At 67.5% G+C, this 26,701-nt stretch carries 20 protein-coding genes; 10 read left to right on the top strand and 10 right to left on the bottom strand.

Features of this window, described 5'->3' with window-relative positions:
- Positions 1–5: 5 nt before the first annotated feature.
- The 3 genes from ffh to GV832_RS11040 form a co-directional block, all read right to left on the bottom strand.
- Positions 6–1,505 carry a signal recognition particle protein gene (ffh, locus tag GV832_RS11050; RefSeq protein ID WP_168775003.1) on the bottom strand — a complete coding sequence of 500 codons (1,500 nt, stop codon included), beginning with the start codon at positions 1,503–1,505 and terminating at the stop codon, positions 6–8.
- A 175-nt stretch (positions 1,506–1,680) separates the two neighbouring features.
- Complete coding sequence (locus GV832_RS11045; protein WP_168774912.1) at positions 1,681–2,019, bottom strand: hypothetical protein; 339 nt, start codon at positions 2,017–2,019, stop codon at positions 1,681–1,683.
- Positions 2,020–2,060: 41 nt separating this feature from the next.
- A complete protein-coding gene (locus GV832_RS11040) occupies positions 2,061–2,426 on the bottom strand; it encodes a DoxX family protein (RefSeq protein WP_168774911.1) in 366 nt (121 codons plus the stop codon).
- A gap of 127 nt (positions 2,427–2,553) precedes the next feature.
- On the opposite strand from GV832_RS11040, the gene GV832_RS11035 reads away from it, so the two are divergent.
- From GV832_RS11035 to GV832_RS11020, 4 genes are all read left to right on the top strand, one after another.
- Positions 2,554–3,441 (top strand): LysR family transcriptional regulator, encoded by an 888-nt coding sequence (locus tag GV832_RS11035; protein WP_168774910.1) that lies wholly within the window; start codon positions 2,554–2,556, stop codon positions 3,439–3,441.
- Between the two features lie 361 nt (positions 3,442–3,802).
- Positions 3,803–4,687, top strand: a complete 885-nt coding sequence (locus GV832_RS11030; RefSeq protein WP_168774909.1) for a DMT family transporter — start codon at positions 3,803–3,805, stop codon at positions 4,685–4,687.
- A gap of 192 nt (positions 4,688–4,879) precedes the next feature.
- The gene (locus GV832_RS11025; protein ID WP_168774908.1) at positions 4,880–8,008 is read left to right on the top strand and encodes an error-prone DNA polymerase; all 3,129 of its coding nucleotides are present in this window, start codon (positions 4,880–4,882) and stop codon (positions 8,006–8,008) included.
- Between the two features lie 513 nt (positions 8,009–8,521).
- Entirely contained in the window at positions 8,522–10,159 is a 1,638-nt protein-coding gene (locus GV832_RS11020; RefSeq protein ID WP_168774907.1) for a DUF4139 domain-containing protein, read from the top strand.
- 300 nt (positions 10,160–10,459) lie between these two features.
- Here GV832_RS11020 and GV832_RS11015 read toward each other — a convergent pair whose 3' ends face one another.
- Complete coding sequence (locus GV832_RS11015) at positions 10,460–11,104, bottom strand: carbonic anhydrase (RefSeq protein ID WP_168774906.1); 645 nt, start codon at positions 11,102–11,104, stop codon at positions 10,460–10,462.
- 169 nt (positions 11,105–11,273) lie between these two features.
- Here GV832_RS11015 and GV832_RS11010 point away from each other — a divergent pair, with 169 nt between their 5' ends.
- The 3 genes from GV832_RS11010 (at position 11,274) to GV832_RS11000 (ending at position 14,150) form a co-directional block, all read left to right on the top strand.
- The gene (locus GV832_RS11010; protein WP_168774905.1) at positions 11,274–11,690 is read left to right on the top strand and encodes a hypothetical protein; all 417 of its coding nucleotides are present in this window, start codon (positions 11,274–11,276) and stop codon (positions 11,688–11,690) included.
- Positions 11,691–11,947: 257 nt separating this feature from the next.
- Positions 11,948–13,339 carry a leucyl aminopeptidase family protein gene (locus GV832_RS11005; RefSeq protein WP_168774904.1) on the top strand — a complete coding sequence of 464 codons (1,392 nt, stop codon included), beginning with the start codon at positions 11,948–11,950 and terminating at the stop codon, positions 13,337–13,339.
- 1 nt (position 13,340) lies between these two features.
- On the top strand, positions 13,341–14,150 hold the full coding sequence (locus tag GV832_RS11000; RefSeq protein ID WP_168774903.1) for a C40 family peptidase: 810 nt from the start codon (positions 13,341–13,343) through the stop codon (positions 14,148–14,150).
- Positions 14,151–14,394: 244 nt separating this feature from the next.
- Here the strand turns inward: GV832_RS11000 and GV832_RS10995 are convergent, their stop codons facing one another.
- Together GV832_RS10995 and GV832_RS10990 are read right to left on the bottom strand one after the other, a co-directional pair.
- A complete protein-coding gene (locus GV832_RS10995; protein ID WP_168774902.1) occupies positions 14,395–14,727 on the bottom strand; it encodes a DUF2794 domain-containing protein in 333 nt (110 codons plus the stop codon).
- Between the two features lie 469 nt (positions 14,728–15,196).
- A complete protein-coding gene (locus GV832_RS10990) occupies positions 15,197–16,174 on the bottom strand; it encodes an asparaginase (RefSeq protein WP_168774901.1) in 978 nt (325 codons plus the stop codon).
- 188 nt (positions 16,175–16,362) lie between these two features.
- On the opposite strand from GV832_RS10990, the gene GV832_RS10985 reads away from it, so the two are divergent.
- Positions 16,363–16,881: an invasion associated locus B family protein gene (locus tag GV832_RS10985; protein WP_168774900.1), complete on the top strand. Its 519-nt coding sequence runs from the start codon at positions 16,363–16,365 to the stop codon at positions 16,879–16,881.
- Positions 16,882–16,893: 12 nt separating this feature from the next.
- On the opposite strand, the gene GV832_RS10980 is transcribed toward GV832_RS10985, so the two are convergent.
- Both GV832_RS10980 and GV832_RS22430 read right to left on the bottom strand, forming a co-directional pair.
- Positions 16,894–19,017 (bottom strand): calcium-binding protein, encoded by a 2,124-nt coding sequence (locus GV832_RS10980; protein WP_168774899.1) that lies wholly within the window; start codon positions 19,015–19,017, stop codon positions 16,894–16,896.
- A 115-nt stretch (positions 19,018–19,132) separates the two neighbouring features.
- Positions 19,133–21,322: a calcium-binding protein gene (locus GV832_RS22430; protein WP_354001952.1), complete on the bottom strand. Its 2,190-nt coding sequence runs from the start codon at positions 21,320–21,322 to the stop codon at positions 19,133–19,135.
- A 253-nt stretch (positions 21,323–21,575) separates the two neighbouring features.
- On the opposite strand from GV832_RS22430, the gene rlmN reads away from it, so the two are divergent.
- Positions 21,576–22,772 carry a dual-specificity RNA methyltransferase RlmN gene (gene rlmN / locus GV832_RS10970; RefSeq protein WP_168774897.1) on the top strand — a complete coding sequence of 399 codons (1,197 nt, stop codon included), beginning with the start codon at positions 21,576–21,578 and terminating at the stop codon, positions 22,770–22,772.
- 75 nt (positions 22,773–22,847) lie between these two features.
- Here rlmN and GV832_RS10965 read toward each other — a convergent pair whose 3' ends face one another.
- Positions 22,848–24,689: a family 20 glycosylhydrolase gene (locus GV832_RS10965; RefSeq protein WP_168774896.1), complete on the bottom strand. Its 1,842-nt coding sequence runs from the start codon at positions 24,687–24,689 to the stop codon at positions 22,848–22,850.
- 107 nt (positions 24,690–24,796) lie between these two features.
- Positions 24,797–25,552 (bottom strand): GntR family transcriptional regulator, encoded by a 756-nt coding sequence (locus GV832_RS10960; protein ID WP_168774895.1) that lies wholly within the window; start codon positions 25,550–25,552, stop codon positions 24,797–24,799.
- Positions 25,553–25,776: 224 nt separating this feature from the next.
- Between GV832_RS10960 and GV832_RS10955 the strand changes: the two genes are divergently transcribed.
- Positions 25,777–26,700 carry a carbohydrate ABC transporter permease gene (locus GV832_RS10955; RefSeq protein WP_265332510.1) on the top strand — a complete coding sequence of 308 codons (924 nt, stop codon included), beginning with the start codon at positions 25,777–25,779 and terminating at the stop codon, positions 26,698–26,700.
- The last annotated feature ends 1 nt before the right edge of the window (position 26,701 follow it).

The following is a 26,701-nucleotide window of genomic DNA, read 5'->3' as shown; positions in this document are numbered from 1 at the left end:
CGCGCTCATTTCTTCTTGAACATCCCCGAGAGACCCGAGGGCAGGCCCATGCCGCCACCCAGACCCGGCAGGCGGGGCATGCCGCCCATCCCGGATTTCATCGCCTTGGCGGCCTCTTCCAGCTGCTTGGGGTCCATGTTCTTGAGGTCGGGCATGCCGCCGCCCTTGCCCATCATTTGCGCAATGGCCTGCTTCATCATGCCGCCCTTGCCCATCTTCTTCATCATGTCAGCCATCTGCTGATGCTGCTTGAGAAGACGGTTCAGCTCCTGCACCTCGACGCCCGCGCCCGCCGCGATGCGCCGCTTGCGCGAGGCGGCCAGCAGGTCGGGATTGGCCCGTTCCTTCTTGGTCATCGACTGGATCAGCGCGATCTGGCGCTTGATCATGCGGTCATCGAAGCCCGCCTTCTCGGCCGCCTTGGCCGCAGCCCCCATGCCCGGCAGCATGCCCATGATCGACTGCATGCCGCCCATCTTGAGCATCTGCTCCAGCTGCATCTTCAGGTCGTTCATGTTGAACAGACCCTTCTGGAACCGCTTGGCCATGCGTTCGGCCTGCTCGGCCTCGAAGGTCTCGCGCGCCTTTTCCACAAGCGCCACGATGTCGCCCATGCCGAGGATGCGGCCCGCGACGCGTTCGGCGTCAAAGACCTCCAGCGCGTCCATCTTCTCGCCCAGGCCCACGAAGCGGATCGGCTTGCCGGTAACGGCGCGCATCGAGAGCGCCGCACCGCCGCGCCCGTCGCCGTCCATCCGGGTCAGCACGACGCCCGAGATGCCAACCTTGCCGTTGAACTCCGCCGCCACGTTGACCGCGTCCTGACCGGTCAGGCCATCGACGACCAGAAGCGTTTCCCGAGGCTGCGCGATATCCCGCACCGCCTGGACTTCCTCCATCAGCACTTCGTCGATGTGCAGACGACCAGCGGTATCGAGGAACAGAACGTCATAGCCGCCAAAGCTCGCCTGCTGCTTGGCGCGCTTGGCGATCTGGACGGCGCTTTCGCCCTTGACGATGGGCAGGCTGTCGACGCCGATCTGCCCGGCCAGGATCGCCAATTGCTCCATGGCCGCCGGGCGGTTGGTGTCCAAGGAGGCCAGGAGCACCCGCTTGCCGTTCTTCTCCTTCAGCCGTTTCGCCAGCTTGGCCGTCGTCGTCGTCTTGCCCGAGCCCTGAAGGCCGACCATCAGCACGGTCGCCGGAGGGTTGTCGATCTTCAAGGCATCCGGCGCGCCTTCGCCCGCCAGGACCGCGATCAGCTCGTCATGGACGATCTTGACGACCTGCTGGCCCGGGGTCACCGACTTGGTCACCGCCTGGCCCGTGGCCCGCGCCGTGACCTTCTTGATGAAGTCCCGCGCGACGGGCAGCGAAACGTCAGCCTCCAGAAGCGCGGTGCGGACCTCGCGCAGCGCGGCCTCGACATCGGCTTCGGACAGGGCCCCCTGCTTGGTCAGGCGGTCGAAGACGCTGCCAAGGCGTTCGGACAGGCTCTCGAACATCATACGCTCCATCGCGCGTTAAGAACTTCGGCGACCAAAGCGGAAAGGCACCCGTGGGCGCGACGCGCTGACGGATGGCGATCCCGGCCATGGCCAAGGGACCGGAAGCCCTGTGCCTCCGGGGAATTGGCGTCCGGTTACGCCGCAAGGGGGAAAGAGTCAAGCGGTCTTGGGCCTAGCGCCGCAGGTCGGCGCGGTGGCGCAGGGCCAGGACGGCGCAGATCACCGCCAGCGCCAGGGCGGGCGGGGCGGAATCCAGCCCCAGGACGGCGAAATGGGCCGCCACGGCGGCTCCCGAGGCGAGAAGCCCCATCAAGGCGCCATAACCCAGCCGACCTGGGATCATGAGAAAGACCCCCGCCGCCACCTGCCACAGCCCCGCAGGCACCCGCAGGGCAAGGGGCAGGCCCAGGACCTCGGCCCGCTGGCCCATACGGTCATAGCCGAAGGCCAGGGCCAGTCCCGCCGCGACGAAGATCACGGCCAAGCCAAATCGGAAAAGACGTGCCGCCATGGGACCCTCCGCCCCCTAGATGCCGGGGCGGAGGGGCGAACTCAAGAGGCCTTCGCGAGGGCCAACTGCCCGCGGTTGGCGTAAAGCGTGACCAGCGCCAGGACCAAGAGCACCATGGCCGGGATGGCCGCGCCCGGGCCCTGGGCGGCGAGCACCGTGAAATGGGCGATGATGGCGCCGACCATGGTGCAGGCCAGGAGGCCCGCCGCCCAGGCTTGCAGGCCGGGGATCCACAAAACGATGGCCGAGCCCAGCTCGAGGATCCCGGTGACATAGCGGAACCACTGGCCGACCCCCACCGCGTCGAAGGTCTGGACCATCATCTCGACCCCCATAAGCTTGGCGATCCCTGCCGAAGCGAAGGCCGCTGTCAAAAGCACCCTGATCCCGATCAAAGCGTATTTCATGTCCCGTTCCCGTGTTGTTGGTTCCTTTCGCCAGTGTGCCACTTGCATTTTTCAAAGCTATTCCCACAATTCTGACAGACACTGTTCAACTGCGCACAGAAGAGCCCCAATCCATGAGCCTGACATCATGAGTCTCGACACCTGGGACGAGATCCGCACCGCCTATCAGGTGGCCCGTCTGGGCACCGTTTCCGGCGCGGCCGAGGTGCTGGGCGTCCACCATGCCACCGTGATCCGCCATATCGACGCGCTGGAAAAGCGGCTCGGCGCCAAGCTCTTCCAGCGCCATGCGCGGGGCTATACCGCGACCGAGGCCGGGCGCGATCTCTTGGCCACGGCCCAGCGCAGCGACGAGCAGTTCAGCCAGCTCGTCAGCCGCATCAAGGGCCAGGGCGAGACGGTGACGGGAGAATTGGTGGTCACCACGATCACCGGCATGGCCAAGCTCCTCGCGCCGATCTTCGCCGATTTCCAGGCCGAGCATCCCGGCGTGGTGATCCGCTATCATTCCGACATGCGGCTTTACCGGCTGGATTACGGCGAGGCCCATGTGGCGATCCGCGCCGGTGCCATGCCCGAGGACCCGGATTACGTCGTCCAGCCCCTGCTGCGGATGGGCATGGGTCTTTACGCCGCGCGGTCCTATGTGACGGCCCATGGCCTGCCCGAGGGTGCCAAGGACTATGCCGCCCATCGCTTCATCGGCCCGGCCGATCCGGAAAGCCGCGCGCCCTTCAACCGCTGGCTGCGCGAGAATGTGCCCTCCGAGCGCGTGACGATGCGGATCTCGGAGCCCGAGGCGATCACACCGGCCGTGCGGGCGGGCCTGGGCCTGGGCTTCCTGCCGCTGCGCGAGGCCGAGGCCGATCCCGACCTGGTCGAGGTCCTGCGCCTCGGCCCCGACTGGGAGAGCCCCTTGTGGATCGTGACCCATGTCGACCTGCACCGGACGCTGAAGGTCCAGGCCTTCCTGACCGTGCTGAAGAAGGCCGCCGCCGGCTGGAACTGCGCGTGAAGGGGGCTGAAGGGGGGAAAGCCGGGGGCTGAGGTCGAGGGCTGAGGTCGAGGGCTGAGGTCGAGGGCTGAGGTCGAGGGCGCCCTGCCGACTGCACGCCTCCCGCCCGAGGGCCCGACCCCGCCCCGCCGACTGCGCCTTCACGGCGGGTGACGGCGGGCGCCCATCCGACAGGGCCCGGGCACAGTCGGCAGGGCCGCGCCCAAGCATGACCTCCATCCTGTCAGTCGGCAGGGCCACCGCCCTCCAAGTCGGCAGCGCCAAGCCCGTCGCTCGCCGCCCCCCCCTGCAGTCGACAGAGCCCCCCTTGACCCTCCCTCCCTGCGGCCCCAACACTGGCCCGTCCCTTCCCGGAGCCCGCATGTCCCCCTCTTCCCAAGGCCATCTCGCCATGCTGGCCTTCTCGGCCCTCGTCGCGGGCTCCTTCTCGCTGGGCGCGCTGGCAGCGCCCCTGATCTCTCCCGCAGCCCTCACCGTGGCGCGCTTTGCCCTGGCCGGGGCGGCCGTGGGGCTGGTGGCAAGCCTCACCTCCGGCCTGCCGCGCCAGGCCGCGACCGCCCCCTGGCGCTATCTCGTGCTCGGAGGCCTCTTGGCCGCCTACTTCGTCCTGATGTTCAAGGGCCTGCAAACCGCCGAGGCCATCCCGACCGCTGCCGTCTTCACCCTGACACCGCTGATGGCGGCAGGCTTCGGCTGGGTCCTCCTGCGCCAGGTCACCTCGGCGCGGATGGCGCTGGCCCTGGGGCTTGGGGGGATCGGCGCGCTCTGGGTGATCTTCCGTGGCGATCTCCGGGCGGCCCTGGCGCTGCATGTCGGACGGGGCGAGGTCATCTATTTCTTCGGCTGCGTGGCCCATGCGATCTATGCCCCCATGGTGCGCAAGCTGAACCGGGGCGAGAGCGCCCTGGTCTTCACCTTCGGCACTATGCTGGCGGGCTTCGTCCTCCTGGTGCTCTGGGGCGCGCGCGATGTGCTGGAGACCGATTGGACCGCCCTGCCGCCCATCGTCTGGATCTGCCTCGTCTACGTGGCCTTCGCGGCCTCCTCGATGACCTTCGTGCTCTTGCAATATGCAGCGCTGCGCCTGCCTGCGGCCAAGGTCATGGCCTATACCTACCTGGTGCCCGCCTGGGTCATCCTGTGGGAACTGGCGCTTGGCCATGACCATCCGCCCTTGAACGTCCTGGGCGGAGTGGGGCTGATCCTGCTGGCCCTGGGTCTCCTGCTGAAGAACGAAAGCCCCTGACGCCGCCCGCCACCCAGCCCGCCGCCCTGGCGGGCATCGCGCCCCCTCGTCCGGCCCGCGCAGTCGGCAGGGCCGCCCCCCGCCAAACCCATCGCCCCCGGTCCAGTCGGCAGAGCCCCCTCCCCAGACTCACTGGCAAACCCCGCCGCATCGCGCTAATGTTCGCTTTATGTTCCTGAACAGCGCGGTCTCATGCCCTTCGTCGAACTCAGCGCCATCTCCAACTTCACCTTCCTCACCGGGGCCTCCCACCCCGAGGACTACATCACCCGCGCCCTCGAACTGGGCCTTCCCGCCATTGCCATCGCCGACACCAACTCCGTCGCGGGCATCGTCCGCGCCCATACCCGCGCCCGAGAGATCGCCCGCGACACGGGACAGGACACTGGGGCGCCTATCCGCCTGATCCCCGCCGCCCGCCTCGTCCTGACCTGCGGCCTGACCCTCACCGCCCTGCCCCGCGACCGCCTGGCCTGGGGCCGCCTCTGCCGCCTCTTGACCCTTGGCCGCACCCGCGCGCCCAAGGGCGACTGCGCAATCACCCTCCAGGACCTGCTGGACTGGGGCGAGGGCATGGCCCTGATCCTCCACCCGCCCGAGACCAAGGCCGGCAAGACACAGGCCGCCGCCAGGAAAGCCGCCACCCCGCCCGAAAGCGAAGCCGACAGCGAAGCCGACCGCGCCGCCCCAAGCTCCGCACAAACCCCGCCCCCGGTGGGCAGCGGCGCGGGTGATTGGGTGAAACGGGCGCAACGGGTCACGCGCCGCTTTCCCGGCGCCTGCCACCTGGCGATGGCCCCCGCCTATGACGGCCAGGACCCCCAGCGCTTCGCCCGCCTCACCCGCCTGGCCACCCGCCTCGGCATCCCTACCCTGGCCACGGCCCGCCCGCTCATGCACCACGGCTCCCGCCGCAGGCTGGCCGATGTCCTGACCGCCATCCGCCTCGGTCGCCGGATCGAGGCCCTGGGCTTCGACGCCGCCCCCCATGCCGAAACGCGCCTGCGCTCGGAGCCCGAGATGCTGCGCCTTTTCAAGGGCTTCGAAGACGCCGTTCACCGCAGCGGCGCCCTGGCCCAGACCCTCACCTTCTCGCTGGACGAACTCCGCTACGAATACCCATCCGAGGTGGCCAATGGCGAAACCCCTGCCGCCCGCCTCGCCCGCCTCGCCTGGGAAGGGCTGGCGCAGCGCTACCCCGCGGGCATCCCGGACCGCGCCTCGGCCCAGATGCGCCACGAGCTCGACCTGATCGGCAAGCTGAAATATGAGCCCTATTTCCTGACCGTCCATGACATCGTGGCCTTTGCAAGGTCGCGCAACATCCTCTGCCAGGGACGCGGCTCGGCCGCCAATTCCATCACCTGCTATGCCTTGGGCGTCACCTCGGTCTCGCCCGAGATCGGCACCATGGTTTTTGAGCGCTTCATCTCCGAGGCCCGCAACGAGCCTCCCGACATCGACGTCGACTTCGAACACGAACGCCGCGAAGAGGTCATCCAGCACATCTACGAGAAATACGGCCGCCACCGCGCGGGCCTTTGCGCGACCGTCATCCACTATCGCGGCAAACGCGCCGTGCGCGAAGTGGGCCGCGCCATGGGCCTGACCGAGGACACTTTGTCCGCCATGTCCTCGCAAATCTGGGGCTTCGGCTCCTCCAAGACCATGAACGAACAGCGCCTGCGCGAAATCGGCCTCGACCCTTCCGACCGGCGGCTGCAACTCACCCTCAACCTGATCGAGGAGATCCAGGGCTTCCCCCGCCACCTCTCGCAGCATGTCGGCGGCTTCATCATCACCGAAGGCCGCCTGGACGAGCTTGTCCCCATAGAGAACGCCACGATGGAGGACCGCACCGTCATCTGCTGGGACAAGGACGACATCGACGCCCTGGGGATATTGAAGGTCGATATCCTGGCGCTCGGGATGCTCTCTTGCATCCGCAAGGCATTCGACCTGCTGCACAAGCACCACCACACGGATTACACGCTGGCGACGCTGCCGCCCGAGGACCCGAGGGTCTATGACATGCTGGGCCGGGCGGATTCCCTGGGCGTCTTCCAGGTCGAAAGCCGGGCGCAGATGAATTTCCTGCCCCGGATGCGGCCGAAAAGCTTCTATGACCTGGTCATCCAGGTGGCCATCATCCGCCCGGGGCCGATCCAGGGCGACATGGTCCATCCCTATCTGCGCAGGCGGAACGGACAGGAAATCGTCACCTTCCCCTCCGACGCCCTGGGTCGCGTCCTGGGAAAAACCCTCGGCGTGCCGCTCTTCCAGGAACAGGCCATGCAGATCGCCATCATCGGCGCGGGGTTTACGCCGTCAGAGGCCGACCGCCTGCGCCGCTCGCTCGCCACCTTCAAGAAACACGGGAGCGTCTCCGAGTTCCAGGAGCGTTTCCTGACCGGCATGGCCGCCAATGGCTATGACGCGGATTTCGCCGCCCGCTGCTTTGCCCAGATCGAGGGCTTCGGCTCTTACGGCTTCCCCGAAAGCCATGCGGCAAGCTTTGCGCTCCTGGTCTATGCAAGCGCCTGGGTGAAATGCCACCACCCCGGCATCTTCGCCTGCGCTTTGCTCAATTCCCAACCCATGGGCTTTTACGCCCCCGCCCAGATCGTCCGCGACGCGCGGGAGCATGGGGTGATCGTCCTGCCGCCTTCGATCAACCGACCCGCCTGGGACAATGTGATGGAAGAGACCGAAGCCGGTCTCGCCCTGCGCCTGGGGTTCCGCCAGATCACCGGCCTCGCGGAGGAGGAGGCCATGTGGATCACCGCCGCCCGCCGCAATGGCTATGCGGGGGTCGAGGATGTCTGGCGCCGCTCGGGCGCCACGCCTGCGACGCTGGAGCGCCTGGCCGAGGCGGATTGCTTTGCCGAGTTGGGGATCTCGCGGCGGGAGGCCCTCTGGGCTGCCCGCGCCCTGGTCAAGGGGGGCGAGCTGCCGCTTTTCGCAGGCGACCTCGACGGTGAGGGGATCCAGGAGCCGGCGGTGATCTTCGCCGCGATGAGCGAGGGCGAGGCGGTGGTGGAGGATTACCTGAGCCTGCGCCTGACGCTCCGCAGCCACCCGATGGCCCTTTTGCGCCCCTGGTTCACCCCCGAGATGCCCGGGGCGCCGCCCGGCCCACCAACCGCAAATCCCACCCCAGCCGCCGCAATCGGGGGCATCGAGCCCCCTCATGCGGCCCTGCCGGGGAAAGCGGAACCCGGTCGCCCAATGCCCCAGGCGCGCAAGCCCCCCCTGCGCCGCCCCCAACCGCCGCGCTGGCTTTCCCGCCTCGCCAAGGACGAAGCGCGCCAAGGACCGTGAGAGGGGGGGAAAGCGGACAGAAGCCAAGAACCGGGGCAGAGGAAGCCAGGGCGCCTGCAGCCAAGGCACGTCAAACTGCAGCCAAGGCAACCGTGACCTGAACGCCCAGGCCCCGTGGGAGCCCGAGGGACGACACCATCCCAAGCCGAGACGCCGCTCCCGCCCACAGGCTGGCAAAGCCCGCCGCCCCCCCAAAACTCCACCGCCCCCCGAGCTTCCCCATCGGGCGCCCCGCACCCCTTCCAGCCTCCGCCATCCGCCGGATTCCCGTTGCACCTGGCGCCCCCCCCGTCCCCTTTCACACTGGCCCAAATATCCCGGGAGAGGTCTGGAGAGGGCAGAGCCCTCTCCAGCCACCGCCGCCGCGCGGGCCGAGCCAAAGGCGAGGCCCCCCTTGCCCGGAAGCCCCCCCTCAGCGCCCTCCCCCCGGCCACCTCCCGCCCATCGCCCCACCCCACCCTTGCCCAGGCCCCGCACCTCCCCTACCCTCGCGCCATAGCCCCGGAGGATTTCATGACCCGCTTGCCCCCCCGTCTCACCCTGATCGCCGCCCTCCTGCTCACGGCCCCCGCCTGGGCCGACCAGATCGCCGCAACCTCCCGCATCACCGCCGTCACGATCTATCCCATGGGCGCCGAGGTCACGCGCGAGGTCACCTTCACCGCAACCGCAGGCGCCCATGACCTGGTGATCACCGACCTGCCCATCGACACCGAAACCACCTACCTGCGCCTCGCCTCCCCCGACACCGACCTCGGCGCATTCGCGCTCCGCACCGACCGCCTGCCCCCCTCCGAGGCCCCGGAATCCGAGGCCACCAAGGCCGCCAAGGCCAAGGTCAAAGAGGCCGAGACCGCACTTAACGCCGCCCAATCCGCCCTCGCCTCGGTCAACGCCAGGATCGAGGCGCAGAATGCCGCCATCGCCCTCCTCTCGGGTCTGAAACTCGATGCCGCGGGCCAAAGCGCCGAGAGCCTGACCGCGATCTCCGACATGGTGGCCGCCAAGGTCCTCGCCGCCCGCGAGGCCGCCATCGCAGCAGGGGCCGACCTGCCCGCCGCCACCGAGGCCCTGGCCAAGGCGCAGGAGGCCCTGACCGCTGCGCAAGAGGCGGAAGCCGCCCTCGCCCAGGGCGCCGAGGACCGCGCCGCCCTGACTGTCGCCGTAACCGCCAAGGGCGGCGAGGGCCATGTGACGGTCAAGCATTTCGTCTCCGACACCTCATGGCGCCCGGTCTATGACCTGCGTCTCGACCGCAAGGCGGGCACGGTGACGCTGGATCGCGGCCTCCTCGTCACCCAGTATTCCGGCGAGGACTGGACGGGCGTCGACCTCACCCTCTCCACCGCGCAGCCCGGGCAACAGGCCCAGGCGAGCAACCTCTGGCCCGAACTGCGGCAGGTCTATGACCCGGCGGAACTCGCCAAGCAAAGCGACGCGACCATGGATGAGGAGGCCATGGCAGGGGCAATCATGGAGGCCGTCGCCCCCGCCGTCGAGGCGCGCTCGATGATGTCAGCAGGCATCCAGTTCCAGGGCGACACGGTGACCTATCACTACCCCGTCCCGGTGGACCTGGCCAACGGCGTCGAGGACCTGCGCCTCGCGCTCGACAGCCAGAGCCTGCCCGCCGATATCCTGGCGCTTGCCGTGCCGCGCTACGACCAGACCGCCTTCCTGCAAGCCGAGATCACCAACTCCGGCGCCGATATCCTCTTGCCCGGGACGGCTTTCCTGTACCGCGACGGGATGCTGACCGGGCAGACCGACCTGGCCTCCCTGGCGCCCGGCGACAAGACGAAGCTCGGTTTCGGCGCGATCCCGGGGCTCAAGCTCACGCGCGAGATGCCCGAGACCATGACCGGCGACCGGGGGGTCTTCACCACCTCGACCGAGCGGCAGGAGAAGGCGGTCCTGAAGATCGAGAACCTGACGGAGGAGGCCTGGAAGGTCCGCCTGATGGACCAGGTGCCCTATTCCGAACAGGAAGAGCTGAAGGTGACTTACGAGGCCAATCCGGCGGCCACGGAAGAGAATCCCGAAGGCCAACGCGGCCTCCTGGCCTGGGATTTCGACCTTGGCGCAAAGGAGACGAAGGAGATCGCCCTGACCACGACGCTCTCCTGGCCCGAGGGCAAAGAGCTGCAATAAGCCGCAAGAGCTGCAATAAGCCGGGCGGCCACCAAGACCCAAGCGTGGCGCGCGTGAGCGCGCCACCCCCGCCGGGCGGCGCGAGGGCTTTGCCCGAGCGCACCCTGTCCGGAGGAGGGCGCGCGGGACGCCAGCTGTGACCGGTCCAAGCTTCGGCCCAGCGCTTCGCCCCAAGGCTTCCCCGGATCGCCGCTCCGCACTCCGGGCCCTGCCGACTGCCAGCCCTGCCCCCATATGAAACCCGGCGCTCCGCCGACTGACAGACGGGCGCTGAACCCCGCCGTTTCCGGGGGCGCCCCTTCAGACCGCGATGAAACCGCGTTGGGCGTCGTATTGCTCCAAGAGCCCCTCGCCCGTGTTGTTCCAAAGCCCATGCAGGGTCAGCATGTCTTCCTTGACCGCCTTGGCGACGAAGGGGAAGGTCATGAGGTTTTCAAGGCTCACCAGCACCGCCTGGCGCTCCAGCGCCGGGATGCGCTCACCGTCGGGCAGATGGGCCACGCGCTGGAACCCCGGGCGCAGGATGTCCATCCAGCGGCCCACGAAGGACGATTTCTCCAACAGTTGCGGCGCATGGCCCGAGCACATGTCGTCGCAGCCCTTCACCCCGCCGCAGGACGAATGCCCCAGCACCACGATATGGGCCACCCCCAGCGAGGTCACCGCATATTCCACCGCGGCCGAGGTCCCGTGATACTCGCCATCCGGGTTATAGGGCGGCACCAGGTTCGCCACGTTGCGGTGGATGAAGAACTCCCCCTCATCCGCCCCGAAGATCGAGGTCACATGCACGCGGCTGTCGCAGCACGAGATCACCATGGCACGGGGATGCTGGCCCTTCTCGGCCAACCTGCGATACCAGGCGCGGTTTTCCTGGTAGGTCGTGGCTCGCCAGCCCTGAAAGCGGCTGACCAGGTAAGCGGGAAGGGGTCTGGCGTATTCCATGCAAGCTCCTCGGGCAAGGCTCCTTGGCGGTTCCCCCCTGATAGGCTGCAATCGCAGCAACTTCGAGAGGAATCTTGCGCATTTCCCCGCGCAGCCCAAGCCCGCCCGCAACCAATTCTAAAGCAAGGCGGCGCAATTTCGGCCCTGGGTGTGTGAACGGAGATGGGACATGACTTTGGGCGAAACAACCCTGGACAAACGGACTGGCAACAATGTCTTCACCTTGCGGCCGAAGGAGCGGGTGCGCCAAAGCGTCGAGCCGATTGCGACGATCTACCGCAACCTCGGGACCTCTTCGGCCGAACAGGTCGTGACACGGGCCCTGACCGAGCTGGCGATCACCATGGCAAGCCTGGCCGCGCAGGTGCAGGCCCATGACCTCGAGGACCTTGGCCGCAAGCTCCGCCGCCTTCAGCGCATGGCCGAGAACATCGGCATGATCAGCCTCGGCGCCGTGGCGGGCGATGTGCGCGACTGTCTTGAAGGGGCGGACCCCACGGCATTTGCCGCCGTCTGGGCGCGGCTTCTGCGGGTGGCGGAACGCTCCCTGGCGCAGGATTGCATCGCCGATCAGACGGTGGTCTGAAGGCGCTCGGTTCGCGCTGCGTAGCCCGGGGTAATCCCCGGGTCTTGCCCCAATGGGCCTTGGGCGTGACCCTTGGGCCACCCGGGGTTTACCCCGGGCCACGCGGCGCGGCCAAGGGCCCTTTGCGACTTGGCCGCGACATCCGACGCTGGGTCTTGGGCCCGGCTGCGCCCGGCCCAAGGGGGAATTTCCGGCAAATTCCATCCTAGCCGGGGCGCGCGGGTTGAATTAGGCTCCGGTCCAGACCGGAGACCCTCATGACCTATCCCCTGACCCAGCCCCGTTTCGCCCCTGCCGAGGCCCAGGCCCTGAACCTGACCGTGATCCGCGCCGAGGACTGGCCCGCCCTGTCCGAAACCCATCCGCAGCGCGACTGGCTCCGGGCCTCGGGCTTCGAGGCAGGGCTTGGAGAGCTGCGGCTTCTGCCCGGCCCCGGGGGGATCCTGGGCGCCGTGGCGGGGCTGGGCAGCGCCCAGGCTCGGCGGCGCCAGCGCTTTGGCCTGGCCAAGGCCATCGCCGCCCTGCCCGAGGGCGCCTGGACCCTTCAGGGAGACCTCACCCCTGCCGAGCGCGAAGAAGCCGTCCTCGCCTGGCTGCTGCAGGGTTATCGTTTCGACTGCTACCGCGCCAAGGGCCGGGCGGGCGCGCTCCTGGTTGCCCCCGAGGGCGTCGATGCGGCCAGGCTCCTCGCCATGGCCGAAGGCGAATACCTGACCCGCGACCTGGTCAACACCCCCGCCCAGGACATGGGTCCCGCCCAGCTCCAAGCGGCCTTCGCCGATCTGGCCGCGCGGCATGGCGCCAGCTTCCAGGCCGTGGTGGGGGATGACCTGCTGCCCGGCTATCCGATGGTCCATGCCGTGGGCCGCGCCGCAGCGCCCGACCGCGCGCCCCGCATCATGGAGCTGCGCTGGGGGGCGGAGGGCCCCGCCCTGACGCTGGTCGGCAAGGGGGTCTGCTTTGACACGGGCGGGCTGAACATCAAGCCCTCAAACGGCATGCAGCTGATGAAGAAGGACATGGGGGGCGCCGCCACGGTCATGGGGCTTGCCCATATGATCATGACCCTGGGGCTGAAGATCAGGCTGCGGGTCATCGTGCCCTCGGTGGAGAATGCGATTTCCGGCAATGCTTTGCGCCCCAAGGACATCCTGACCTCCCGCAAGGGGCTGACGGTCGAGGTCAATGACACCGATGCCGAGGGCCGCCTGATCCTGGGCGATGCGCTGGCCTGGGCCTGCGAGGAGGAGAGCGACCTTCTGGTCTCGATGGCGACGCTGACGGGGGCGGCGCGGGTGGCGGTGGGGCCGGATCTTGCGCCCTATTACACCGATGACGCGGCAGTCATGGCCGCGCTGGAAGCGGGCGCGGTCAAGGGCTTCGACCCGGTTTGGCGGCTGCCCTTCCATGACGCCTATGAAAGCGTGATCGAGCCCGGGATTGCCGATCTGGACAATGCCCCGGGCTATGGCTTTGCGGGCTCGGTCACGGCGGCCTTGTTCCTGCGGCGCTTCACCGATCAGCGGCCTTACCTGCATTTCGACCTTTACGCCCATTCGCCCTCGGACCTGCCCGCCCGCCCGAAAGGCGCCGTGGGCCAGGGCGCCCGGGCGGTCCTTGGCGCCGTGCAAGGCCTGTGGGGGGTGTGAGTTGGACCGCCGCCTCACCCCCGCCACCGCCCGCATCGCCCATGCCAGCCTGGCAGGCCAGACCGAGTTGCCCCTGACCGAGGGGCAAAGCCTGCGCATCACCCTGCCGCTGGTGGACCTGCTGCGGGCGCCTCAAGGCCCGCGCGAACGCCAGCTCTGGCTGGGCGAGCGCTTTACCGTCATCGACCGCGAGGGCGGCTTCGTCTTCGGCCAGGCGCAGAAGGACGGCTATTGCGGCTGGCTGCCCGAGGCTGCGGTGGCCGAGGGGCCGCAGCCCACGCATTGGGTGGCGGTGCCCGGCAGCCATCTCTACTCCGGCCCCAAGGTCCAGGCGCCCGAGATCGCGGCCCTGCCCATGGGAGCGCGGGTGACGGTGACCGGCGAGACGGGCGCCTTTGCAGAGACGCCGCAGGGCTTCGTCCCCATGGTCCATCTTTTGCCGATCGGGCGCTGGCTCTCCGATCCGGTCTCGGTCGCCGAAAGCCTTCTGGGCTCGCCCTATCTTTGGGGCGGCAATTCCCGGGCGGGGATCGATTGTTCGGGCCTGGTGCAGCTGGCCTGGCACGCCTGCGGGGTGAGCCTGCCCGCCGATTCCGACCTTCAGATGGCCGCCCTGCCCGAGGCCTCGGGCCCCTATCAACGCGGCGACCTGATCTTCTGGAAGGGTCATGTCGCGATGGCGGTCGGAGAGAGCCTTTTGATCCACGCCAATGGCCACCGCATGGCCGTGACCTACGAGCCCATCGCCGCCTGCATCGCCCGGGTCGAAGCCGCCGAGGGCCTGAGCCCCTCGGGCCACCGCCGCGTCTGAACCAGGCGGAGGCCTGCGGCCAAGCCCATGTCTCGGCTGCGCCTCGGGAGGGGGGCGCTGCCCCCCGCTGCGCTCCCCCCGGGATATTTGTGAAAAGATGAAAGGCGGGGGGCCGGGGTCTGGCCTGGGACGTCGGGGCCCGAAAACGGGGGGGGGGCCTGGAGGCTTTCGGTATTTCCGGGCTGACGGGATGTGAAGCAGGGCTTGGGCCTGCGTCGGGACGATGTTTGGGACGAATTGGCCGTCAGTCCACCGGCCGCACCGGCTTTTCCAGCACACGCAGCACCTGGGCCAGGTCATGGCCCCGGCGCAGGACCCTGCCGTCCTGGCCAAGGACCGCGAACATGCCCTGTCTTGCCCGCAGCTCTGGCCGTTTTTCGATGCGGTAAAGCGGCACTTCGGCGGCGCGGCGGAAGATGGCAAAGACCGCCACCTCGCGCCCGGTGCTGAGCGCGTAATCGCGCCATTCACCCGCCGCGACTTGCCGCCCGTAGACCGAGAAGATCGCGCCGAACTCGCGCCGGTCGAAACAGACGACCTCGGGCGAGGGCAGGGGAAGGGGCGTGGGCGCGTTCATGTCACAAGATTATCGCAGGAGCTTTACAAATCAAGACGCAGGGGACAGGGCGCTGTGCGTCTTGATCCCCTGAAGCGGATGCAGTGGGCCCGCTCCGCAAGCGCCAGGAGACAGAAGGGGCGCCCGGGGACCGCAGCCTTGGGCCGCGTCACAAAGGGGCGGAGCCTCTCGAGAGACCGACTTCTCCACAGGCAAAGCGCCTCGCCCGCAGAAAGGCCACGCCTGCGTCACGAGCCCGCCACGAATCTGGGGCAAACAGGGCCCAGGACAGGATCAGGCCGGGTGGACGAAGCCCCCACCCAGACCACCCGACCCCTGACCGCAGCAGGAAGCCCCCCGCCAGGACGGCAGGGGGCTTTCGATGCTTTGGGGGTCCGCAAGGACGGAGGCGATCCGCAAGGATAACCCCGCAGTCGGCAGAGCCCCGGGAAGCAGCCCATGACCGGAGGGCGCAGTCGGCAGGGCCCCCTTACAGGAACCCTTCCGCCAGTTTCAGCACCCCGGTCTCGATGCCGCGCCAGTTCTTCTGCACCGCGTTCAGCCGCTTCTTCGCCGCCGGGTGGTTGGCGTCCAGCACCCCGAGCCGCACCAGCAAAGCCACCATCACCGCATCCGAGGCCCTGGCCCCGCCATCGACGATCTTCAGCGCAATCCCGCGCTTGAGCTCGGGGATGATCGCGATGTGATAGGCCTCGGCCCCGCCCTTCAGCGCCACGCGGCCATCCATGGCCCGCATCAGCTCGGTATCGGCCCCGGTATCGCCCGAGACCATCTCGGGGAAGGCCCGCATCGCGGAAGCGAGCCGGAACATCGCCCGGTCACGCGCATCGCCCTCTCCGCTCGCCCCCGCAAAGCGGCCCATGGCCCGCGCCATCCCGGCAACCGTCAGCGCGAAATTCGGCGCCGAGCAGCCATCGACGCCCCAGCCCGCCGCCTCTTCGCCCGTCACTTCCGCCATGGCCTGGACGATGGCCTTCTGCAGCGGATGGTCGATCTCGACATATTCCGGACCGGCGCCAAGGTGCTTGGTCACGGTCAGGAAGCCCGAATGCTTGCCCGAGCAATTGTTGTGGAACTGGCAGGGGCGCTCTCCGGCGGCGATCAGCCGGTCGCGCTCGATCTTGTCGCTGGGCTCATGCGCCCCGCAGCGCAGATCGGCCTCGGAGAGCCCCAGGCCCTTGACCCAGGCCTCGGCCATCTTCACATGAAACCCCTGGCCGATGTGGCTGGCGCAGGCAAAGGCCAGTTGCGCCTCCTTCAGCCCGAAGGCATCGGCCGCGCCCGTCTCGATCAGCGGCAGGGCCTGGAGCATCTTGGCCGAAGAGCGCGGATAGACCACGGCGCCGGGATCGCCCCAGGCCTCGATCACCTCGCCCTTGTCATCGCAAATCACCGCATGTCCTGCATGGTAGCTCTCCAGCAAGCCCCCACGCCAAACCTCGATCATCCGTTCCGCTTGGTTGTTTCCCGCCATTTTCCCTCGCTCTCAGCGATTTTACGCCCTCGGGCGGCCCATGGGGCTTTCGCAGGCCGCACCTTTTCGCTACCACATCACCTATCGAGTGATGTAATCCCGCGCCACAGGAAAAACCCCTTTTCAAGGGTCCGGGCGGGGCCGAGGCTGGAGGTTCTAGGATGACGAACTGGAAGATGCGTTCTGTGGCAGGCCTCGTGCTGGCCCTGGCGGCGGGCGGAGCGCTGGCGCAGACGTCCGACAACGTGGTGGCCTCCAAGACCGCCTGGAGCGTCTTTGCCGAGACGGATCCCGTCGAATGCTGGGGCGTCTCCAAGCCGCAATCCACGGTCAACACCCGCGATGGCAAGGAAGTGACCGTCAAGCGGTCCGATATCCTGCTTTACATCACCTATCGTCCGGGCCAGCCCGGCGAGGTCTCCTTCACCGGCGGCTATACTTTTGCCGAAGGGTCCAATGTCGATGTCACGATCGACGGCAATTCCTTCAAGATGGTGACGCAGGGCGAATGGGCCTGGGCGGGCTCTCCGGCCGATGACGCCAAGCTCTTGGCCGCGATGCAAAAGGGCTCGACCGCCGTCCTGGTGGCACGGTCCGGCAAGGGCACGCAGACCAAGGACACCTTCAGCCTCTCGGGCTTTTCCGCCGCCGTGGGCGAGGCCTCCAAGCGCTGCAAGTAAGGGCCCCGGGCCTCAGCCGATCAGGAAGATGTCAGAGGCGGTCAAGAGGTCGGTGTGAACAATCGCGACCGTCTTGGCGCCCCAGTCGTTGCCTGACCCGTCGGGGTCGATCATGAGTTCCTTGGTCGTGCTGTTGAAGAGCACCCATTGCGCGCCGTTCTTCGGCACGGGCGCATTGGGGAAGCCGTCCCAGACCATGAAATGCGACGGATCAAGCGCGCCCGAAGGCAGGCCCTCCAGCCAGAAGGGCAGCTCGATCCGGTCTTCGCCATGGACGAAGTCCAGGAAAGTCGGCCGGCCCTGGGCAAAGGCGTCGAGCAGCGAGAAAGTATCGGCCCCTGCTCCGCCGGTCAGCTTGTCATAGTCGCCAAGCCCGCCGTCCAGCGTGTCGTTCCCCGCCCCGCCGTTCAGCGTGTCGTTGTGGGCGCCGCCCCAGAGGCTGTCATCCCCGGCGCTGCCCGTGATCAGGTCCGGCATCCCGGTGCCCCAGACCTCTTCGATGCCCGCGACCGAGGCCGTCTTGCCCGTGCCGTCGTTGCGCAAGAGCCCGAGGGCGAGGTCGATGTCGATCCCGGCTGTCAGGGTCTCGCCGGGGCGGAAGAAGCTGAGGATGTCCCAGTCCAGCCCGCCATCGATGCGCCCGCCGCCCGTCCCGGGCTCGAGCCGGTCATTGCCCGCCCCGCCCAGCAAGCGGTCGGCCCCTGCCCCGCCGAACAAGAGGTCGTCGCCCTGGAAGCCGGACAGGCTGTCGGCCCCACCCGCGCCCCACAGCGTCTCGGCCCCCGGAGTGCCGGACATCTGGTCGCCATGGCGGCTGCCCAGGATGATCTCGAAGCCCTGGATGGTCTCGGTCGCGCCGTAGCCGTCATCAAGGACCTGGCCCCTGATCCGCGACAGTTCCAGGACCACGCCATGGCCGGACTTGTCCACCCCATCAAAAGACAGCACGTCGATGCCAAGCCCCCCGGCAAGGGTATCGACCCCGCGCCCGCCGGCCAAGGTGTCGTTGCCCGCATTGCCGGTCAGGAAATCGTTGCCCCCCTCGCCCGAGAGGAAATCGTCGCCGAAGCCGCCATCCATCGTGTCATGGCCAAGTCCGCCCCAAAAGCCGTTGGACTTGGCATTGCCAAAGATCCGGTCGCCAAAGCGCGAGCCCTCGACCGTCAGGATCCCGGAGGCGGTCTCGACATTGCCGAAGCCGTCGTCCAGGATTTGCCCGGTGGCATTGAAGGTCTGGACCGAGACCCCGTGATCGGCGGTCACGAACAGCAGGTGCGGCACATCGCCCACAAAGGTATCGCGTCCCGCCCCGCCGTCGAAAACATCCTCCCCGCCCGAGCCCGCCAGGGTGTCGTCCCCGGTCCCGCCATAGATCGTGTCCGGTCCCAGGGTCGCTGTGATGCGGTCGTTGCCCGCATTGCCCCAAAGCTTCATGCCCAGCTTGTATTGCGACTCGGCGACATGGATGTTGTCGGCCCAGGCGCTGGCCGAGATCATCTCGATATCGGTGGCCTTGTCATAGCCGCCGAACTGGTCGCGGATGGCCAAGGTGGCGCCGTGGTCAAGCATCGTGACCACGATGCCCCGAGTTCCGGTCTCGAAGTCATAGGCGATGCCATCCCAGGGCGAGACATTGGTCCTGCGGTCGGAATCCCCCATCAAGAGGTCGTCGCCCGCCCCGCCAAAGAGCCAGTCGTTGCCCGCCTCGCCCTGCAGCGTGTCGTTCCCGCCAAAGCCATGCAGGCCCAGATCCTGGGAATAGGCGCCCGACACCACATCGCCCTGGGCGAAGATCTTTTGCAGGAAGGCCGCGCCATCGGTCGGGCCCGTCCTTGTGCCGCCCACGACCCCGAGGCTGGGCAAGAGCTGGGCCAGACTGAGGTAGGGCATGGGAAAGGTTATCAGCACGCCGTTCTCGGCCCCGGCGGGCCGGATCGCGACCCCACTCACATTGCCCGACAGCGGCACCCCATCCTTGAACGTGAAGCTGTTGCCCCACAACCTGACCGTCCCACCGGCGGCGGTCGTCCAGGACATGCCATGGACGCCATTGTCCAGGACGAATGTGCCAGTAACGAGGTCCTGCACGTTGCCGGTGATCAGGGAGATGTCGACTCCGATGGTGACGGTGGCCATTCGGGCTTCCTTTTGCGGCCTCGTCCCTTCGGGGGCGGGGGATCAGGTGGCTGCTTCCGGGATTGGACGCGGCTCTGGCAGGACCGGGGGCGCCATGGCCCCCGGCTGAACTGGCTCAGCCGATCCAGATATCGGAGGCCGTCAGCGCGGCCAGGTTGGTCAGCCGCGCAACCAGCACCGACCCAATGCCGCCAAGCCCGTCGCTGTCGATGTAAATATCCCCGGTCGTCGTGTTGTAAACCACGCGCTGCAGGGTCGTCGCCGCAGAGGTCATCCCGGCCCCGGAGCCGAACCGCGCCGCAGCCAGATAGGCATCCAGGCCCAGGTCGGAGGCGAAACGCCAAAGCTGCAGCTCGTCCACGCCCGCCGCGAAGTCCAGGACGACATCCGCCCCCGTGCTGTTCAGGACAAAGAGATCGGCCCCGGACAGTCCCTCCAGGGTATCGACACCCTCCCAGCCCCAGAGCTCGTCTTGGCCCTGGCCACCCGACAGAAGGTCATTGCCCTCGCCGCCGATCAGGATGTCGTTGCCGAGGAAGCCACGCAGCGTGTCGTTGCCCTCGTTGCCCCAGATCGTGTCGCTGCCCGAGCCGCCGACGATCGTGTCGTTCCAGAGCGTCCCCGCCACCTGCTCGAAGCCGAAGACGGTTTCGACATTGCCATAGCCGTCCTTCAGCACCTGGCCCGAGGCCAGCGAGAGATTGACCGAGACCGCATGCTTGGCCCCGTCATCCTCGTTCCAGAAGGCCAGAAGGTCATTGCCCGCACCGCCCCCCATGGCATCTCGGCCCTTGCCGCCCATGACCGTGTCATCGCCATCCCCGCCCCAGAGCGTGTCATTGCCAAGGCCGCCGTAAAGCTCGTCCCAGCCGCCGCGACCTTCAAGCGAGTCATTGCCCGAAAAGCCCCAGAAGACATTGTCGAGCGCATCGCCCAAAAGCGTGTCGCCAAGGATCGTGCCCGAGACCGCCTCGATGCCCGAGACCTGTTCGATGGACCCGAACCCGTCGTTCAGCACCCGTCCCGCCGCCAGATCGACCCGCACGCCGACCGTGACGTCGGTGTCGTCCATCACAAGCTCGTCCCAGCCCGCGCCGCCGTCGATCGTATCGACCCCGGCCCCGCCACCGATCACGTCGTCCTCCAATCCGCCGCTGAGCGAGTCATTGCCCTCCCCGCCATAAAGCGTGTCGCCATACCAGCCGCCGGTCAGGGTGTCGTTGCCCTCGTTGCCGTAGAACTCCATCGCGATCGATCTGGCTGTCATCTGGTCGGCAAGCTTGCTGCCATAGACCCCGAGCAGCGCTTTCGACTTGTTTTCCCAATTGAAGAAACCGTCATTGATGACACCCGAGGACGTATCGTAACGGATGCCGGTCCAGGCCGTGTCGGCCGACCAGAAGGCCAGGTAATTCGCGGTGATCTCGTCGCGCCCGTCGCCGCCATCTGCCACATCGGCGCCGCGCAAGGTGTCATCACCGTCCCCGCCGTAAAGCGTGTCCTGCGTGGTGCCCGTCATGCTGGAGACCAGCGAGTCATTGCCATCCATGCCCCAGACCACCAGGGGCGGAGCCGCGCTGTTCGGCTGGATGATCATCGTGTCGTTGTAATTGGTCAGCTCGAATTGCTCTGCCCGGTAGACCTGGTCGGTGCCCGAGCCCGTGACGACCTCGGCCAGGAAGGTCCCGGTCGGGTCCAGCTTGCCGGTCATCCGCACGCCCGCCGCCAGGGTCAGCCAGGAGACAAGGTCAAGCCCCGCCCCGCCATCCAGCCGGTCAGCCCCGACGCCGCCATCGAGGAGGTCGTCTCCCGCCCCGCCGTTCAGCGTGTCATTGCCGACGCCGCCATAAAGCCCGCTGTCCCCCGCCCCATCGTTGATCAGGTCATTGCCGAGATAGCCCGCGATGGAGCGACCATAGTCGACCACGTGGTTGACCGTGTCATTGCCCGCGCGGATCGTCACCTGGAAAGCCTCTGCCTGGGCCGTGGTCGAGGGCGTGCCGCCGAAGAAGCCCAAGAGCTGGTTGACCATGACGCCCACGCCCAGCGACAGGCCCGAAATGGTGAAGGTGCCGCCCCAGCTGGGCTCGCTTGCCACGATCTGGCTGATGGTCCCGGTCAGGGGCTTGCCCGTGGCGCCATAGGTAAAGCCCGTGCCCGTGACCGTGATCAAGACGCCGGGGGTCGCGCTTTGATAGCTGAAGCTCGTGGCGGTGCGTCCCGTGGCCAGGATCGAGGCGCCGATCAGCACGTCATAAGAGTTGAATTCCGCCGCCGTCGCATAGGTAAAAACAGCCACTGTCACATTCCTTCCAGCATGCACCGACTGGCGATTTCGCCAGCTTGACCCTTGGCGCATTTGGCAAATCGCTCCCGCCCCTGTCAATCGGGGGGCAAGGTTTCTTTTACGAATGGCCATATGGTTTTCGCGCGAACCGCGCCCCGGGCCGCGTGACCATCTCTGCCAGGTCAAGGCCGCCTTGCGCCCGCCCCCCCAGCCAGCGGCTTTCTTTTTCCCTTGCCCTGAATTATAGGAACCGCTTGCACGGAGAGAGCCGATGACCGCCCCCATCAAGTCCCCAGTTTCTGCCCCGATCACGCAAGATGTCCTGACCCTGCCGCGCAAGCTGGCCGAGGGGGGGAAGTTGAACATCATCGGCCTGACGCGCGACCAGCTGAAGGAAGCGCTGATTGCGGCGGGCACGCCGGTGGGCCAGGTCAAGATGCGGCTCGGCCAGGTCTGGCAATGGGTCTATTACTGGGGCATCCGCGACTTCATGGCGATGTCGAACCTCGCCAAGGATTACCGCCAGCTGCTCGCGGACAATTTCGTGATCGAGCTGCCCGAGGTCGTGACGCGGCAGGTGTCTTCGGATGGAACGCGGAAATACTTGGTCAAGGTGGCGGGCGGCCATGAGGTCGAGGTCGTCTATATCCCCGAAGAGGGGCGCGGGACGCTTTGCATTTCCAGCCAGGTGGGCTGCACGCTGACCTGTTCCTTCTGCCACACCGGCACGCAAAAGCTGGTGCGCAACCTGACCGCCGGAGAGATCGTGGGCCAGGTCATGCTGGCGCGCGACGACCTTGGAGAATGGCCGGTCAAGGGGGAACCCAAGCCGGAAGTGCGGCTTCTCTCCAACATCGTCCTGATGGGCATGGGCGAGCCGCTTTACAATTTCGACAATGTGCGCGACGCGATGAAGGTCGTGATGGATGACGAGGGCATCGCCCTTGGCCGCCGCCGGATCACGCTGTCGACCTCTGGCGTGGTGCCCGAGATCGCCCGCTGCGCCACCGAGATCGGCTGTCTCCTGGCGGTGTCCTTCCACGCGACCACGGACGAGGTCCGCGACGTGCTGGTGCCGGTGAACAAGAAGTGGAACATCGCCACGCTGTTGGAGGCTCTGCGCGCCTATCCGGGCCTGTCGAATTCCGAACGGATCACCTTCGAATATGTCATGCTGGACCATGTGAACGACAGCAAGGAAGACGCGCATCGGCTGGTGAAGCTCCTGGACGGCATCCCGGCCAAGGTCAACCTGATCCCCTTCAACGAATGGCCCGGCGCGCCGTATAAACGGTCGAGCGGCAACCGGATCCATGCCTTTGCCGATATCATCCACAACGCGGGCTATGCCTCGCCGATCCGCACCCCCCGGGGCGAGGATATCATGGCGGCCTGCGGGCAGCTGAAATCGGCGACCGAGCGGGCGCGCAAGAGCCGCGCCGAGATCGCGCGCGAGGCGGGGCTTTAAGGCCCAAGCCTTCCCCCCTCTCCCCGCCGTCCCGGGCTTGACCCGGGACCTCGACGCGGAAAGCGCAGCGCTTGGTCAGGGGAGACCCGGGGTATACCCCGGGTTCACGCCCCCCCTGTGCCGCTGCCAGCCGATGCGGTCCAACAGCGGCCCATAGGCCTGGGCCAGGGCGCGGAGGCTCGGGCCATCGACGCTGTCCCTGCGGTCCCAGGCCTTGTTGGCCAGGCCCAGGATGCGCGGCGCCACCATGGGTTCCATTTCGACGTCTTGCGTGGTGAATTCGCCCCAGAAACAGCCCTCGACGCCTGCGACCTTGTCGGCAATGTCGGGAGCGCTGTCTGGCACGGGCTTCCAGTTCACCACTTGCTCAAGCGGCGTGATCCCCGCCCAGGTCGCGCCCCAGTCCTCGGGGTCGGGGCTATGGGCAATGTCGAAATAGGTGTTCTGCGCCGGGCACATGACGACCTGGTGGCCCTTGCGCGCGGCATGTATCCCCTCGCCCTGCCCCGTCCAGGAGAAGATCAGCGCGTCATGGCCGATGCCGCCCTGGTTTCCCCGCGTGGCCTCCTCCCAGGCGGCGGTGCGGATGCCGTGCTGGGCCAGGTATCCCGCCATCTTGGCCATGGTCCAGCCCTGGACGTCGAGATGGGTCGCAAGCCCCTCCCGCGCCTTCAGCGCCGTCACTTCCGGCGAGCCCGCCCAGGCGTCGGGCGGCAGCTCGTCGCCGCCGAGGTGGATCATGCCCATCGGGAAGAGGCTTGCCACCTCCAGCGCCAGGGGTTCCAGGAAGGCCCAGGTCTCGGGCAGCGCGGGGTTCACGATATTGTCGCGGTAGCCCTGGATCGAGACCTCGGCACGGTTGTCGGCGCGGTCTTGCAGGCCCGGGTGGGCGAGGTTCAGGCAGAAGCTGTGGGCGGGGACCTCGATCTCGGGCAGGACCTGTATATGCAGCGCCTGGGCATGGGTCAGGATGCGCTGCACATCGGCCTTGGAATAGCTGCCCCCCGAGGAGATGCCGCCGCCGAAGACGGAAGGCACCGCATGGCCCTCGCCGCGCAGCGCGGTCTTCTCCCAGATCTCGGGGGTCGAGGTGGTTTGCAGCCGGAAGGCCTCGTCGTCGGCGAAATGCCAGTGGAAGCGGTTGAGCTTCAAGAGCGCCATGAGGTCGAGGAGCTTCAGGATCGTCTCGACGGCGAAGAAATGCCGGGCGCAGTCGAGATGCTGGCCGCGATAGCCGAAGCGGGGGCCGTCTTGCAGGTTGCCATGGGGAAGGGCTCCATGGGTCTCGCGCAGGGTCAGGAGGGTGATGGCGGCGTGGAAGACAGCCGCCTCGTTACCCGCGCGGATCGTGATCTCGGGGCCGATGGTGATCTCGTGGTCGTCTTGCAGCGCGGGGTCGAGGGTCACGGTGACCCTGGGCCCGGGGCCGATGAGGGGCGCGATGCCCCGGCGGCGGGCCAGGGCATCGGCGGCGGCAAAGGCGGGATGGCTGGCGTCGAGCGTGGTGAACCGGGTCTCGCCCGGGGCGGGGTGCCAGCTCTGCGGCTGGGGGATCAGGCGCAGGCCCGGGTGGTCGGGCACGCGGGGCGCCTCGGCCTGGCGGATGCCCTGTTCCAGCGGCGGCAGTTGGATCGGGCCCTGTTGCGTCCGCAGGTAGGCGCCGAGCGGCAGCCAGGCACGGTTCCTCGGCACGAAGCCGGGGTTCTCATGCGCCAGGGTCAGCTCATGGGGCTCGCCGGGTGCCAGGTCCGGCAGGGCGACCTCGAGGTATCCGGCGACCTGCCGGGTCAGATGGCCGCCGGCAATCACGGTTCCAGGCGCCATCAGCGAGGCGCAGAAGGTGGGGGATTTCAGCGCCCGATCCGAGGTGATCGTGCAGGCGATGTGGGAACCTTGGATCTTGGCGGTGAAGTGCATGGCGGGTCTCTTTGCGCTGTTCGGGTCGAGGCCCCGGGGCTCAAGCCCGAAGCGGCGGGGAATGGGTGATACCGTCGCGCTGCGTAGCCCGGGGTATACCCCGGGGTTTACGGGTTGGGCTCTTGCCGCAGCTCGGCCACGAAGTCGTAGATGTCCGACCGATAGAGGCCGCGCGTGAACTCGATGGGGCGGCCCGAGGGCAGATAGGCGGTGCGGTCGACGCGCAGGACCGCCGTCCCCTGGGCGAGGTTCAGGAGACGCGCCTCCTCGGCGCCGATGTTGACGGCGTTGATGCGCTGGACGGCGCGGGTGGGGGCCGTGCCACTCGCCCGCAGCACGTCGTAAAGCGAGGTCTCCACCGCCTCGGGGTCGGGCAGGACATCCAGGGGCAGCGAGGAATATTCCAGCGCGATCGCCGCCCCATCGGCGGAGCGGATGCGGTCCACCCGCGCCACCCGCGTGGCGCCCGCAAGGCCCAGCGCCACCTGCTCATCCGGCGTGGGCAGGAATATCCCGCGCCGCAGGATGCGCGAGGTCGAGGTCATCCCCCGCGCCCGCATATATTCGGTGAAGGAGAGAAGCGCGGAGAGCGACTGCTCCATCTTGGGCGGCTGGGGGCGCACGAAGGTCCCCGCGCCGCGCCGCTGCTCGAGAAGCCCCTCTTCGACCAGTTGCGCCACGGCCTGGCGAACCGTCACCCGGCTAACCTCGGCCAGGTCGCCCAGGTCACGCTCGGGCGGGAGTTGGGTCCCGGGCTCCAAAGCGCCAGAGCGGATCAGCCCGGCGATATGCTGCGACAGCTGCATGTAGCGCGGGCCACGGTCGGCGCGATACCAGGTTTGCAGGGCGAAGGGCGCATCCATATTGGTATTACTTTCCCGGATGTAAACCAGACCACTTGCCGTAGATGACCCCTGAATCGGGATAAAAACAAGCGGAAAATCCGGTGGATGCAAAAATTCTGCCGGATTGGTATTAATTAGGTAGCATCGCGAAGAAGATTTGGTAACATTCCCGTAACGAGAGATTCGGGGCTGGCACAGACCCCGGACAGGGAACCCGAAGCGGAACCCATACCGGGAGAGGAATGACCATGACGGACGCGCCTGCGATCCAGACCGCACAACGCCGGGGCCTGTCGGACGCGGCCTTCGCCTGGCTTTTGATCTCGCCGGCACTGGCCTTCATCGCGGTCATCGTGGCCTGGCCCCTGGTCGAGACCATCCGGCTCTCCTTCACCGATGCCACGCTGGGCGGCGAAAACTATATCGGGCTGCAGAATTACATCGACCTCTTCTCCAGCCCCAAGTTCTTCGACACGGTGGGGCGGACCTTCTACTGGATGTTCCTGTCGGTCAGCCTGAAGCTGATCGTGGGCCTGATCGGGGCCACGCTGTTGAACGCCGCGATCCCGGGCAAGGCGCTCTTTCGCATCCTGGTCATGCCGCCCTGGGTCATTCCGGTGGCCATCGGCGTCATCGGCTGGAAATGGATGTACAACGGCTATTTCGGCCTGGTCTCGGGGCTCTTGCAGGAGTTCGGGCTGATCGAGGGCCAGATTGCGCTTCTGGCCACCAAGACCTCGGCCTTCTATGCGGCCATCGTCACCGATGTCTGGGTGGGCACGCCCATGGTGACGCTCTTCTTCCTGGCCGCCATGCAGGGCGTCAGCCGCGATCTTTACGAGGCCGCCTGGGTCGATGGCGCGGGCCGCTGGTATCGCTTCCGCCGCATCACCATTCCGCAGATCATGCCGGTCATCGTCTCGATGGCGCTTTTGTCGGCGATCTGGACCTTCAACTCCTTCGAGATCATCTGGATCCTGACCGAGGGCGGCCCGCGCGGGGCCACGACCACCCTGATCATCGACACCTACAAGGTCGCGATCTCCTCCCAGCGTTTCGGCGAGGGGGCTGCGCGGGCCGTGGTCATCGTGGCGCTCCTGGCCATGTTCTCGCTGGCCTACCTTTACTTCCTGAACCGGGTGAACCGGCATTACGGGGCGAAATGAC

It is taken from the genome of Stagnihabitans tardus, assembly GCF_009925085.1.
Taxonomy (GTDB): Bacteria; Pseudomonadota; Alphaproteobacteria; order Rhodobacterales; family Rhodobacteraceae; genus Stagnihabitans; species Stagnihabitans tardus.
Note: the sequence above shows the minus strand (reverse complement) of the source record. Positions and strands in the feature narration are given on the sequence as shown.

Excerpts from the sequence above, each read along its gene's own strand:
- GV832_RS11015 (WP_168774906.1), bottom strand. The coding sequence starts at position 11,104 with ATGGAATACGCCAGACCCCTTCCCGCTTACCTGGTCAGCCGCTTTCAG.
- GV832_RS11045 (WP_168774912.1), bottom strand. The coding sequence starts at position 2,019 with ATGGCGGCACGTCTTTTCCGATTTGGCTTGGCCGTGATCTTCGTCGCG.
- rlmN (WP_168774897.1), top strand. The coding sequence starts at position 21,576 with ATGACCGCCCCCATCAAGTCCCCAGTTTCTGCCCCGATCACGCAAGAT.
- GV832_RS11025 (WP_168774908.1), top strand. The coding sequence starts at position 4,880 with ATGCCCTTCGTCGAACTCAGCGCCATCTCCAACTTCACCTTCCTCACC.
- GV832_RS10985 (WP_168774900.1), top strand. The coding sequence starts at position 16,363 with ATGACGAACTGGAAGATGCGTTCTGTGGCAGGCCTCGTGCTGGCCCTG.
- GV832_RS10990 (WP_168774901.1), bottom strand. The coding sequence starts at position 16,174 with ATGATCGAGGTTTGGCGTGGGGGCTTGCTGGAGAGCTACCATGCAGGA.
- ffh (WP_168775003.1), bottom strand. The coding sequence starts at position 1,505 with ATGTTCGAGAGCCTGTCCGAACGCCTTGGCAGCGTCTTCGACCGCCTG.
- GV832_RS10960 (WP_168774895.1), bottom strand. The coding sequence starts at position 25,552 with ATGGATGCGCCCTTCGCCCTGCAAACCTGGTATCGCGCCGACCGTGGC.
- GV832_RS11035 (WP_168774910.1), top strand. The coding sequence starts at position 2,554 with ATGAGTCTCGACACCTGGGACGAGATCCGCACCGCCTATCAGGTGGCC.
- GV832_RS11005 (WP_168774904.1), top strand. The coding sequence starts at position 11,948 with ATGACCTATCCCCTGACCCAGCCCCGTTTCGCCCCTGCCGAGGCCCAG.
- GV832_RS10955 (WP_265332510.1), top strand. The coding sequence starts at position 25,777 with ATGACCATGACGGACGCGCCTGCGATCCAGACCGCACAACGCCGGGGC.
- GV832_RS10980 (WP_168774899.1), bottom strand. The coding sequence starts at position 19,017 with ATGGCCACCGTCACCATCGGAGTCGACATCTCCCTGATCACCGGCAAC.
- GV832_RS11020 (WP_168774907.1), top strand. The coding sequence starts at position 8,522 with ATGACCCGCTTGCCCCCCCGTCTCACCCTGATCGCCGCCCTCCTGCTC.
- GV832_RS10965 (WP_168774896.1), bottom strand. The coding sequence starts at position 24,689 with ATGCACTTCACCGCCAAGATCCAAGGTTCCCACATCGCCTGCACGATC.
- GV832_RS10995 (WP_168774902.1), bottom strand. The coding sequence starts at position 14,727 with ATGAACGCGCCCACGCCCCTTCCCCTGCCCTCGCCCGAGGTCGTCTGT.
- GV832_RS11010 (WP_168774905.1), top strand. The coding sequence starts at position 11,274 with ATGACTTTGGGCGAAACAACCCTGGACAAACGGACTGGCAACAATGTC.
- GV832_RS11030 (WP_168774909.1), top strand. The coding sequence starts at position 3,803 with ATGTCCCCCTCTTCCCAAGGCCATCTCGCCATGCTGGCCTTCTCGGCC.
- GV832_RS11040 (WP_168774911.1), bottom strand. The coding sequence starts at position 2,426 with ATGAAATACGCTTTGATCGGGATCAGGGTGCTTTTGACAGCGGCCTTC.